Raw genomic sequence first — 12,133 nt, 5'->3', positions numbered from 1 at the left:
ATAAACACATCAACTCCCCCATTTCAATGAAATTGAAAGCCAATTGAAAATAAAACTAATTGTCCATTTACCCCTGCACTCCAAAACCAAAATAGGAAAAAAGCAGCAACTTTAAATTAAAACACGCTTGTCTGTAAGTTAATTGCTTTTAAGGTTTATGCACACACTTCAGACGATTAGGAAACATTATTTTTTGCACTGATTTAATAATGTAAGTTTACTGATGTTAACAGTAAACAAATTCCTCTGTTTCTCAATATTGACAAGGGTTTGCGGGATTATATTATGCCCAAACTATGACAAATATTTTTCATTATGACGACTACCGCATGTATGTTCGAGACGCTATTGCCAAGAAACAAACTGATAGCGCCCGTAAATTATCGTTAAGATCTATCGCATACAAAATGGATCTATCACCGGCATACCTGTCGACCGTGATGAATAAGAAAAAGCATTTATCTGTAGACACAGCCCTTAAGGTTGCCGAGTGGCTTGATCTGTCAACGACCGAGACCGAGTACTTAACAGGAATGATTCAAGTCACTCACGAAACTGACAATTTAAAAATCGGCAAGATTCAAAAAAGATTAGATGGCTTAGCGCACTCCCACCGCCGTAAAAAAATTGAAGCACCAAATTTTGACAAGATTTTAGATCTAAACCACATTTCAACTTTAGTGTTAATGTCTGGTGCGCATTCAAGCGTGAATGCATCTGACTTAAGTAAAATTTTAGATTTACCATTAGCTGAGGCTGAAAAAATTCTTTTAAACTTAGCCCAACATGGTCTTATTAAGTTAGTTGATCACAAATACGTCCGCAGCGAAAACTGCTCTCACCTTTTACAATCAGCAGCACCAAGTGCCGCGATTCGCACGTTCTACAAACAGATGTTAGACCGTTCTAAATGGGCGATCGACAATCTTCCAATGCAAGACCGTATTGTTGGAACAGAAACTATTATTCTAGATGCCGCACAAGTGAAAGAAGCCGAAAGCATTATCGAAGAATGTTTCAACCGCATCACAGCTTTATCACAAGAAGCAAAACTTAAAAATAGTGTTTATGCTTTGGGAATCCAACTTTGCAAATTAACTTCAGGAAGTTTATGAAAATGTTAACTTTTTTATTTATCGCTTTATTAACAAGCCAAACTTTCGCCTCAGGATCTTTCGGCGTTCGTGGCGGTGGCAACACTTGTGTTGAACATTTTATTAATTACGGCAAAGCCATTCACGGTAACGTGAATAACCTAGACTACGACAAAGAAAAATTTTTAGATAAAGTTAAAACCGCTGAAATCGTTGAAGTGCAAACTGAAATGGTTTTATGGGAAGGTAACCAATATATCGCGATGAACGAGCCATCAGCGAATCGTATTTACCTATCACAAAAATGGTGTCGTGAATCCCGCCTTCCATTTCAAAATAACAAAACAGCCCTTATCGCTTTTCATGAAATTTTAGGATTAAGTGAACCAGGCCGTGATAAAAATTATGAAATCAGCGGCAAGCTTTATCAAAGCAGCGATCTTTCAGAAGAAGAATTCTACAATCTAGCCATGACCGATGGCCTTGACCGTAAAATCATTCAAAGCGACACATACTTCTATGCCCGCCCGAGTGAAGGTTACCCACACCGTGCGGTTTTACAATTAAGCGAAAGTAATTACATGCTGGCTGCCTCGATTGATTGTTCAACGAGTTTTGCTAAAGGGCCGGATGGCAACTATGTGATGGTTCCACCACTTATGGTGATGTTAGGTCATAAAGCTGAATACAAATTTGCGTACACTAAGACCTGTGAAGATCTTTTAGATTTTTTAAAATTTCGTAATTTTCAAAATGTGAAAGTGGCGTTTCTTGTAGGAACCACGAGCTCAACGATTTACGAAGTAATCACAAAATAGTTTTCTCGTTTACACAGAGAAACACTTTCTTTGTGTAAGGGGTTAAGTTTATTTTTTAACTTCCGAAATATTAATTACATTCGAGAAAAACGTGCTTACACACGGTTCACAACCTAAGGCCGGTTACTAAAAATAATCGGCCTTTTTTTATTTTAACACTTATTATCTAAAGCGCAGGATGCATCAGCTGAATCGCCGATCTCAATTTGAATTGTGACATGGCTGATATCAAATTTTGCACACAGCATTTGATTTAGATTTCTTAAAAACAGATCACCTGGATGTTTCTGCTCTTTCATTTTAATATGCGCCGTTAAGGCCACTTCTGACGAACTGATCGACCAGATATGAAGATCATGAATTTCAGAGACTTCAGGGCACGAAAGAATCTCTTTGCGCACCTTTTGTGAATCAATTGCTAAAGGAACACCACCCACTAACAACACAAAAGATTCGCGTAACAACGAAATAGCACCTTTAGCAATAAAGACTACGATTAAACAAGCTGCAATCGGATCGATGATTGTCCAGCCGGTAAATTTAATACCCACGCCGGCAATAACAACGCCTAATGAAATAAAGGCATCCATCATCAAATGAAGGTAAGCGCCTTTTACGTTCACATCGCTTTGGTTTTTTCTGAATAAGAAAGCTGAAAAGAAATTCACAGCAATACCCAGACCCGCAACCAGAATGATTTTATCTTCAGGCACGGCTTGTGGGGCCACAAAACGTTGATAAGCCTCATATAAAATATAAAATAAGCTTAAGATCAAAGTGATCGAGTTAAAAAACGTAATCACTAATGACATTTTTTTAAAGCCGTAAGTGTATTGGCCTGATGGCTTTGACTGATTTAAGCGAAAACCCACCCAAGATAAAAATAGCGTCACAACGTCTGAAAAATTGTGAACCGCATCAGCCACTAACGAAACTGAACCTGTAACAATACCTACAGTAAATTCAAAAATAACAAAGACTAAATTTAAAAGCCCGCCAAAAATAAAAGCTTTTGAAATATCAGCTTCACTTTTGATTTCAACATGATGATGGTGGCCATGACTGTGTTCATGGTCATGATCATAATGATCGTGATCGTGTTTATGGTCATGGCTGCAACCATGTCCATCGTGAGAATGATCGTGTTTTTTATCTTTTAGAAGCTTTAGCATCGGCAGATTCCATTTGAGCAGCTAAGTTTTGATCGCTTAAATACGCAAGACCACGTTCAGCACGATCATACAAAAATGCATGCTTGGTACGAACTTTTAAATTTTCTAAATTTTTACGCACAAGTTTTTTATCGGCGAACAGAGTTAAACCTTCAATCGCCTGCGCACGTAAAGCAATTTCAAATTCAGTGTTTGATTGTGCCGCGAAAAACTCATCCTGTGCAAATGTGTTTAATAAGTTGTGGCTTGTAAAATCCTGATTCATCACCATTAACTCTAAAGCTAAAGTGCGTTCACTGTTTTTCATTTTTGTATTTTTTAAAATTTCACCTAAAGCCACGATATCTGTTGCTTGAATCGTTTGTGAAAACTCACGTAAAAACTCTTCGCTTTCTTCAGGCTCGTCAGAAATGGCTCGCATGCGGGCGGCAAAATTTTGAAAACGATTTAAAAAACGAGTACGTAACTCTAGATCAGAAACTTCGGGCTGAGCACCTTCAGCAGCTGCTGCGGCCATCGTACTCGGTTGATTTTTTTTAACGATATAATCTTTGCGAAGAGTGTAATCGAACATAAGAAAGCCAAGTAACGCAAAAATAAACCCGGCAAAATATAAAACTGAACGATTACGCATATATATAATGCTAACGCGTAATCACCGGGACTCAATGAAATAGCGGGTTTGCCGCTAATCGTTATTATTCAAAAACAATATCTGTAATAACAACCATTTCATCGCCTGCGGGCTTTTGAATCTTCACTTCATCATCAAGCTTTTTACCTAGTAGTGCACGCGCTACCGGAGACTTCCAAGAAATTTTGTTTTGTTTAATATCTAGCTCGTCTTCACCAACGATTTGATAGGTGTATACATCACCGTCTTCGTTTTCGATAGTGACGGTCGCCCCGAAAATAACCTTATCTGACTTTAAACTTTTAGGATCAATCACTTCAGCCGCTTCAATGCGCTTTTGCAAAAAGTGAAGGCGGCCATCAATTTGGCGTAACCGACGTTTGCCATACTGGTAATCAGCATTTTCTGAACGATCGCCGTTACTGGCTGCCCACGCTACAACTTCAACCACCTTCGGGCGTTCGACATTTAAAAGCTCGTGATACTCAGCTTTTAATTTTTCAATACCCTTTGGCGTAATGTAATTCTTTGAATGATCCACTACTTCACCGCAAGACCATCTTTTAACGATTTATTTTTAAAAACTAAAATCGGGAATAGCGCAAACACCAGACCCACAACAACGGTTGCCACCATCATCGTGATATCAGTTGCCGAAAACCAAGGGCCCGTGAAATACAAACCGAATTTTTTAGCTATAAATTGTGCAAGCGCTATTTCTAATAAAACTTTAAGCACAGCACTTGTGATTACTGATAAACCTAAAATTAAAAACACTTCTAAAAACACAAGTTTTGCTAAGTGAGAAAATCCGGCACCAAGTGATCTTAAAATCGCCATCTCACGACGACGTTCGTTTAGGCTTGTCATTAAGGCGATAATCATACCGACAAGCCCCACCACCATAACCAGTGCTGAAATCACTTTTAACACCAGCTCAATAGATGAAAGGCTTTTCCAAAGATCGCTCAATACAGAACCAGGAATTACCGCTAACAACGCTTCGTCTTTATTTTCTGTGATTTCACGCTGCATAGATAAAATTTTTGTTTTGCTTTTTAGTTTTACAAAAAACGATGTGATCGCTTCAGGATGATGTTCATGATCGTGTGCTTCGTGATCATGCTCTTTGCCTTCGTGCTCATCGTCGTGGTGCTTTTCACGATCATGCCCTTTATGATCATCATCAGCATGTTTAGCATGTTCTTCCGGCGATTCACCTTCGTGAGAATCTTCATGCATATGGTCCATAGCTGCCAACGTCACATAAAGCGAACGGTCTACCGCTGTTCCCGTAGTATCTAAAATTCCAACAACTGTTAATGGCTGATCGGCATGTTCTTCAAACGATTCACCCGAAGTGCTTCCGTGGGCCACGATAATTTTATCGCCTAATTTGTATTTGAGTGTTTCAGCCACTTCAGCACCTAACACCACTTCATTTGGTTCGGTAAAAAGTGAGCCATTAATAATTTTTAAATGTTCATTTGAACGAACTTGGTAATGTTCGAAAAATTCCGTTGTTGTTCCCACAACACGGTAACCTTTATGCCCATCACCTAAACTAATAGGAATTGTCCATTCAACATCGGGGTGATGATGAATTTTATCGTAACTGTCGTAAGACACATTATTCGTAACTTGTCCGATATTAAAAACCGAGAACAGAACTAACTGCAATGAACCCGTTCTAGCACCCACTAAAAGATCAACACCAGAAACCGTTTGCGTAAAGCTATCTTCAACTGAACGACGAACGCGCTCGACAGAAAATAATAACAACAAACTTAACACCACAGAAAAAACTGTGGCCGTTGTAGCAAATGAACGGTGACGAATAGACTTAAAGGCTAAGTTTACTAAATTCATAACTACACCTTCACCGCACTCGGGTCTGCCGAAGGCAGATCAACATTGACATCAGCTAAGTTTAAATGACGCTCGAATAAATTTTGAATCGAACGGTCATGACTTACAAAAATCAAAGTGCTTCCTTGAGCTCTAACTAAAGAAAATAAAATCTTTAAGAAATTTTCGCGATGATCGTAATCAAGTGCTGATGTTGGTTCATCGGCTAAAATAATTTCTGGCTTTGCCACAAGCGCACGCGCGGCCGCCACACGCTGCTGCTGTCCTACGGATAACTGTGTTGCCAGCTTTTCGATATGTTCAGATAAACCAAGCTCAGTCACAACTTTGTCATACAAAGCTTGATCCATTTTTTTACCACTAAAAGTAAACGGCAAAAGAATATTTTCTTTGGCTGTTAAATACGGAATTAAATTAAACTGCTGAAAGATATACCCAATATGCTCAGAACGAAAGTGATCGCGCTCTGATAAGCTCATGCTTTGAGTTTTTTGGCCGAGCATTTCAACATCACCGTTTTGACCTGTGATAACTCCCGCTAGAATTTCTAACAGAGTGGTCTTACCACTTCCGCTGGGACCAAACAGAAACACAGTTTCATTTTTATTAATCGTTAAATGCGGAATTTGTAAAACAGGTTTACCGCCTGCACTATACGAAAACGACAGATCTTTAATTTGGATAACTGCTGACATGATGTAACCTACTATTGATAAGGTTCGACATAATCGCCAGTAAGCTCAAATGAAGCTTCACCGTATTGCGATTGTTTTAAAGTAATTTCAAAATCTCCGTAAACCCAGATCGGTCCATCGGCGGCGGGCACACCTTTTTTCATTTTCACATACACCATTTGATTCGGTGGAGGTGCCGGTACGTGAATACAAGCCTGCGGGCTTGGTACCAATAAAAATTCAGTCACCTTACGCTGATTGTCTTCAAGCGGAACCATAAAGCCCGGGATTTTTACTCGCGTTTTATTTAACTTCTCAAGCTCTGGTGGAGCTTTCTTGTTCACATAATCCATTTGATCAAGGGCACGCCAGTCCACTTCGGTAGCACTACCACCGGTTGATTTACCCATAAAGTACAACGCACCACCGACAGCTAAAGAAAACGCAAAAATTCCTGCTAAAATCCATTTCATCATAATGGCAATTAAGATATGCTTGAACCCATCTATGAGCAAATACCAAAGCGTGCGCGGCACGAGAGATTTATTACCTGCCTTAAAGAAAACTTTCAGAAGCATTGAAGCGAAAGCTTACAACGCTGCTCAAAATTATGGCTTTAAAGAAATTGAAACACCTATTTTTGAGTTTTCTGACGTTTTTCACCGCTCTTTAGGCGAAACCTCAGACGCTGTTAGCAAAGAAACCTACACTTTTGCTGACCGTGGTGGCGACTCAATCACTTTGCGCCCTGAAGGCACTGCTGGAGTTGTACGCGCTTTTGTCAGCGAAGGTTTAGCTCAACATAACCCAAACAAACTTTACTACTACGGCCCGATGTTTCGATATGAACGCCCACAAAAAGGTCGCTACCGCCAATTTTACCAGTTCGGCGTTGAAGTTTTAGGTTTAGAAAACCCACAAGCTGACGTTGAAGTTTTAGATTTAGCTTGGAGAATTTTAAACGAAATAGGTCTTGGCGGAAAAGTGACTTTAGAAATTAATACGTTAGGCGATCAAGTAGACCGTAAAGCGTACCGTGATGCTTTAGTGCAATACTTAACTCCACTTAAAGATCAATTGTCTGAAGATTCAAAAGTCCGTTTAGAAAAAAATCCGATGCGTATTTTAGATTCTAAAGATGAAGGCGATAAAAAATTAGTCGCTGGGGCTCCGAAGATGGATGCTTTTTTAAGTGAAACATCAAAAGCTTTTTTCAAAGCTGTGACTGATGGCTTATCTGAATTAAAAATTCCATTTCAAGTAAATCCAAAACTTGTGCGTGGCCTAGATTACTACTGCCACACAGTTTTTGAATTCGTAACCACAGAGCTTGGCGCCCAAGGCACCGTATTAGCTGGCGGAAGATACGACGGCTTAGTTGAAACACTGGGCGGACAAAAAACTCCAGGCGTTGGCTGGGCTTCAGGTGTTGATCGTTTAGCTGATCTTTGCGAGCTAAACCAAGCTTTACAAGTGCCGGCGAAAACTCCGATTGCGATTATCTCTTTAGGTGATAAAGCTTTAGTTTCAGGATTGAAAATCGCGAGCGCTCTTCGCGCCCAAAATAAATACTGCGAAGTATTTATGACTGGTAATTTCAAAAAGAAATTAGAAAAAGCGAACAAACTTAATACTGAAAAAGCAGTTTTATTATTCGAACAAGAAAACGGCGAAATCGAATACAAAATCAAAGACTTCAAAACTGGCGAAGAAAAACCAGCAAGTTTTGAAGACTGTTTAAAAATCTAAAAATTTATTTGGCGTAAAAAATGAAAAAGCTGTTAGGTGGTAGCCTAGCAGCTTTTTTGTATCATCTGATCTCCAGCTTTCGGATTTAACGGATCCGGAAAGGAGGTCGCCATATGAAAAAAGTAACTTACTTTAAATATCGGCGATTACTTAGTATTTCTAAAGAAGTCCTAAGAGTAATTTTAATGATCCTCGCGATTATTACAGTCATTCGAAGTATTTAGCGATCTAGCTTGTTGCACGTTCGTTCTTAGATCTTGATTTACAATCAAGACCATTGTCCTGCGACAATGGCATCCTACGGACAAGGGATTTAAAATCCTTAGGAGTGCGCAGACGACACAGGGACAAGAGTCGCTAGGCTGCCGCCTATAACTTCCAGTTTTCAGGCTTAGCCATTCCTGTGCCTGTGGCACTTTGCTCAACGCCTGATAAAGCTTTCGGTAACACTAAAGCTTCACGACGGTGGTAAATCGGAATCACCGCTTTTTGTGACATTAAGATTTCGTCGATTTTTTTAAGAATAGTCGCACGTTTAGATTGTGACCATTCTTTATCGTATTTTTCTAACAGCTGGTCCATCTCTTTAGATTTAAAACGTAAAACGTTCCCCCCTGCCCAAGCGTTTTTATCAGACGGAATATCGTCTGAATGATATAAACCTTTAAGCGAAGTGTCTGGGTATGTGGTATTACCAAATAAAGCGATTTGAAAATTTCCTTTAGGCACTGAATCACCTAATAAAATACGTGGTGGTTCATTTTTGATTTTACACAATACGCCCACACGCTTGAAATAATCACAGATTGAGACCTGTAAAGTTTCGTAAAGTTTAATTCCCGCAGAAGTTTTAAATTCAACTTCTAAAGGTTTGCCGTCTTTTTTTCTAACGCCAGAAGTGTCTTTCACCCAACCGTTTTTTTCTAAAAGCTCTTCAGCTTTTTTCGGATTGTAAACAGCAGGTTTGCTACTAAAAGCTAAATCATTTTCAGAAATAATTGTTTCGGCTGGATTTAATTTTCCGCCCAAGAAAGCTTTTGTTAATTCTTTTTTATTAATCGCCAAAGCTAAAGCTTCACGAATATATAAGTTCTTAAGTAGCGCATCTTCATTGTTAATAAATAACCCCTGAAAGATCGGGCCATTGTTAAAATGCACCGTAAAATCTTTTAAAGATGAATCAGCTGCAAAATCCAAAGCTAAATCCGGCGGAAAACCTACGGCAGAAATACCGCTGATTTCTTTACTCATTAAATAACTTTTTAAAGTGCTCGTTGAAGCCACGTGTTTAAGTATAATTCTTTTAAGCGTTGGCTTTTTACCAAAGAAATACGGATTGGCTTCAAAGATAATATGGCTTCCGATTTTGTATTCAACCACTTGATATGGACCAGAATAAAGGCCTTTTAAAGTCGGATTTTTCACGTAGTTTGAACTTTGTTCATAAGTTCCAACTTTAGTGTTGGTGGTGTCGAAAATTTTCTTTTCTAAATGACTTGGCAATACTGGTGGAAGATCGCGATCAAAAGTCCACTCGTCAGTGGCATAAGTCACTGTACATTTTTTCGGAGTTTTTGCATCCCATTCAATTTTAGTGATTTTAGAATAAATATTTTTTTCAGTCTTACTTACGAAGTCTGAAGAACCTACTTGCCAACCTAATTGCCAATCAGCACACGTGATCGGCGTACCATCAGACCATTTCGCTTGGTCATTTAAAGTCCACACTGCTTGTTTGTTTTTAAGTTTTGGAATGCTCACTGCTAAATTAGGTAAAATCTTACCACTGGCATCACGGTAAACCACATCACGAAACATGAACTGTAAAATCGATTCTGTCGCAGCCGTTTGATAACTGACCGGATGAATATTATCCCACTCTTGAATAATTCCGATTTGTAAATCAGAGTTCGCGGCCCACAGTGAAAGTGGCATTAACAATGCCGAAACAAACAATTTCATGACTACCCCTTAGATAAAAAAAAGGTGCCAGGTCCTATTTCTTGTCTAATCGCAACAAGAAATAGGACCTGGCACCCAGTAAATTATTTTCTTGATCCTAATTTTACGTTTTCTCCGCGCATCCAACCGTGAACAGTTTGCGTTTGTGTTCTGTTCCAGTAGAAAAGCATAAATACACCAAAGATAAACATCGCCACAGATAACCATTGGCCACGAGTTAAACCCCATAGCTGGTAACCAATTTGGATATCTGGCTCGCGGAACATTTCATTCAGAATACGAACAAGCGCATAACAGATAATAAAGCTTCCCGCGATCACACCAGGGCGGCGTGATTTACGAGCTAAGAAAAATAAAACTAAAAATGTGAATAAACCTTCACTTAACCCTGCAAACAATTGCGAAGGATAACGATAATCAAGTAATGGCCCGATGAGATCACGAAGAGCGTGGTCACCGTTTTGGATTTTATTAATGATTGTGTAAAGCGTATTGTAAAGTTCATCTTTTGCAGTTGCCGAGCTTTGTGAGTCTCTCACGATCTCTACCCAACGAGTTGGGTTAATTCCTAATTTTTCAACCACCGGAGATAAAGTAGGAAGTCGGTCGTACTCGTACTGTGGCCAGTTTAAAATATCAGAAGGAAAACGCACGCCTAACGGAAATTCTTTCGGCGCAATTCTTCCCACTAACTCACCGTTGATGAAGTTGGCTATACGTCCAAAAAAAACACCGATTGGGCCAACGATAGAAACGATATCTAACAGATAAACTGGATTTAAATGATGTTTTCTAGCGTATAAAAAACACGCGACAATGATACCGATGATACCACCGTGCGAAGCCATACCGCCTTCGTTCACCGCTAACACACCCCAGAACGGAAGTGATGATCTAAAGCTCCAAAGTAAAGATTGGTCGTAGAAAAGACAGTAACCTAAACGTCCACCGATTAATGTTCCGAAAGCGGCGTAAGTGACGAAGTCAGAAACCATTTCGCCTTGCAGATCAGAGTTTTGTCTTTCAACAAGCCATCTGATAACCAAATAAGCACATAAAAAACCAAGTAAGTAGGCAAAGCCGTACCAACGTGGTCCGAAGGTGTCAGTGATGCGAAATATAAATGGATTTAAATCATGAACCATAGTTTTAACCTCGAATAAGGCTATCTTCCATTAGACTCAATGGTTGGTCAATGCTATCGTCGCTCGGGCAAAGGCCGAGGTGGATATGAGCACTAAAAAAGTTTCTGATATTTTTGACCCGAATCAATGGAATGAAGTTCAAGGTTTTGACTTCACCGACATCACTTACCATAAAGCAAAAAATCAAGGCACTGTTCGTATCGCGTTCAACCGCCCTGAAGTACGCAATGCATTTCGCCCAAAAACAGTCGATGAACTCTTAACGGCTCTAGAACACGCGCGTATTTCAGCTGATGTCGGAGTTGTTTTAATCACAGGCAACGGACCATCGCCAAAAGACGGCGGTTGGGCTTTCTGCTCAGGTGGCGATCAACGTATTCGCGGAAAAGATGGCTACAAATTCGAAGGTGACGACAACAACGGCACTGGCGAAATGAACAAAGTTGATCAAGCAAAACTTGGCCGCTTACATATTTTAGAAGTTCAACGCATGATCCGTTTTATGCCAAAGGTTGTCATGGCTGTGGTGCCTGGCTGGGCCGTGGGAGGTGGTCACTCGCTTCACGTGGTTTGTGATATGACGATGGCTTCTAAAGAACATGCGATCTTCAAACAAACTGATGCAGACGTGGCAAGTTTTGATTCTGGTTACGGTTCAGCGTACTTAGCCCGCCAAGTGGGTCAGAAAAAAGCCCGCGAAATTTTCTTTTTAGGTCGCAACTACAACGCCGAAACAGCCTTCAACATGGGAATGGTGAATGAAGTTGTACCACACGCTGATTTAGAAAAAGTAGCGTTAGAGTGGGCTGCCGAGATGAATACAAAATCACCGACAGCAATGCGTATGCTTAAATATGGATTTAATCTGATCGATGACGGTTTAGTTGGCCAACAGCTATTTGCTGGTGAAGCCACACGCTTAGCTTACGGCACTGATGAAGCCCGCGAAGGCAGAGACGCGTTCTTACAAAAACGCGAACGCGACTTTGATAAGTTCCCTTGGCATTATTAACAGT

At 39.9% G+C, this 12,133-nt stretch carries 12 protein-coding genes; 4 read left to right on the top strand and 8 right to left on the bottom strand.

Annotation, left to right across the window (positions count from 1 at the left end; translation table 11 throughout):
• Positions 1-296: 296 nt before the first annotated feature.
• Together ACKWCF_RS04350 and ACKWCF_RS04345 are read left to right on the top strand one after the other, a co-directional pair.
• The gene (locus tag ACKWCF_RS04350) at positions 297-1,115 is read left to right on the top strand and encodes a TIGR02147 family protein (RefSeq protein ID WP_409479477.1); all 819 of its coding nucleotides are present in this window, start codon (positions 297-299) and stop codon (positions 1,113-1,115) included.
• 2 nt (positions 1,116-1,117) lie between these two features.
• Positions 1,118-1,912 (top strand): hypothetical protein, encoded by a 795-nt coding sequence (locus tag ACKWCF_RS04345; RefSeq protein ID WP_409479476.1) that lies wholly within the window; start codon positions 1,118-1,120, stop codon positions 1,910-1,912.
• Positions 1,913-2,064: 152 nt separating this feature from the next.
• On the opposite strand, the gene ACKWCF_RS04340 is transcribed toward ACKWCF_RS04345, so the two are convergent.
• The 6 genes from ACKWCF_RS04340 to ACKWCF_RS04315 form a co-directional block, all read right to left on the bottom strand.
• Positions 2,065-3,084: a cation diffusion facilitator family transporter gene (locus ACKWCF_RS04340; protein ID WP_409479475.1), complete on the bottom strand. Its 1,020-nt coding sequence runs from the start codon at positions 3,082-3,084 to the stop codon at positions 2,065-2,067.
• Positions 3,062-3,718, bottom strand: coding sequence for a hypothetical protein (locus ACKWCF_RS04335; RefSeq protein WP_409479474.1), 657 nt, complete (start codon positions 3,716-3,718; stop codon positions 3,062-3,064). Before ACKWCF_RS04335 ends, ACKWCF_RS04340 begins: the two co-directional genes overlap by 23 nt.
• Positions 3,719-3,782: 64 nt before the next feature.
• Positions 3,783-4,259, bottom strand: a complete 477-nt coding sequence (gene greB, locus ACKWCF_RS04330) for a transcription elongation factor GreB (protein WP_409479473.1) — start codon at positions 4,257-4,259, stop codon at positions 3,783-3,785.
• Positions 4,259-5,587 (bottom strand): ABC transporter permease, encoded by a 1,329-nt coding sequence (locus ACKWCF_RS04325; protein WP_409479472.1) that lies wholly within the window; start codon positions 5,585-5,587, stop codon positions 4,259-4,261. The genes greB and ACKWCF_RS04325 overlap by 1 nt, the downstream gene beginning before the upstream one ends.
• Before the next feature lie 2 nt (positions 5,588-5,589).
• Positions 5,590-6,285, bottom strand: a complete 696-nt coding sequence (locus ACKWCF_RS04320; protein ID WP_409480245.1) for an ABC transporter ATP-binding protein — start codon at positions 6,283-6,285, stop codon at positions 5,590-5,592.
• 8 nt (positions 6,286-6,293) lie between these two features.
• Complete coding sequence (locus ACKWCF_RS04315) at positions 6,294-6,737, bottom strand: DUF3299 domain-containing protein (protein ID WP_409479471.1); 444 nt, start codon at positions 6,735-6,737, stop codon at positions 6,294-6,296.
• A 31-nt stretch (positions 6,738-6,768) separates the two neighbouring features.
• Here ACKWCF_RS04315 and hisS point away from each other — a divergent pair, with 31 nt between their 5' ends.
• Entirely contained in the window at positions 6,769-8,010 is a 1,242-nt protein-coding gene (gene hisS / locus ACKWCF_RS04310) for a histidine--tRNA ligase (RefSeq protein WP_409479470.1), read from the top strand.
• Positions 8,011-8,379: 369 nt separating this feature from the next.
• Here the strand turns inward: hisS and ACKWCF_RS04305 are convergent, their stop codons facing one another.
• Both ACKWCF_RS04305 and lgt read right to left on the bottom strand, forming a co-directional pair.
• A complete protein-coding gene (locus ACKWCF_RS04305) occupies positions 8,380-9,972 on the bottom strand; it encodes a peptide ABC transporter substrate-binding protein (protein ID WP_409479469.1) in 1,593 nt (530 codons plus the stop codon).
• Between the two features lie 83 nt (positions 9,973-10,055).
• Positions 10,056-11,117, bottom strand: coding sequence for a prolipoprotein diacylglyceryl transferase (gene lgt / locus ACKWCF_RS04300; RefSeq protein ID WP_409479468.1), 1,062 nt, complete (start codon positions 11,115-11,117; stop codon positions 10,056-10,058).
• Positions 11,118-11,202: 85 nt separating this feature from the next.
• Between lgt and ACKWCF_RS04295 the strand changes: the two genes are divergently transcribed.
• Positions 11,203-12,129 (top strand): 1,4-dihydroxy-2-naphthoyl-CoA synthase, encoded by a 927-nt coding sequence (locus ACKWCF_RS04295; protein WP_409479467.1) that lies wholly within the window; start codon positions 11,203-11,205, stop codon positions 12,127-12,129.
• Positions 12,130-12,133 lie beyond the last annotated feature (4 nt).

The organism is Pseudobdellovibrio sp. HCB154 (assembly GCF_046267985.1).
Taxonomy (GTDB): Bacteria; Bdellovibrionota; Bdellovibrionia; order Bdellovibrionales; family Bdellovibrionaceae; genus Pseudobdellovibrio.
The sequence above is the reverse complement of the archived record's forward strand: the minus strand, read 5'-3'. Positions and strand labels throughout refer to the sequence as shown.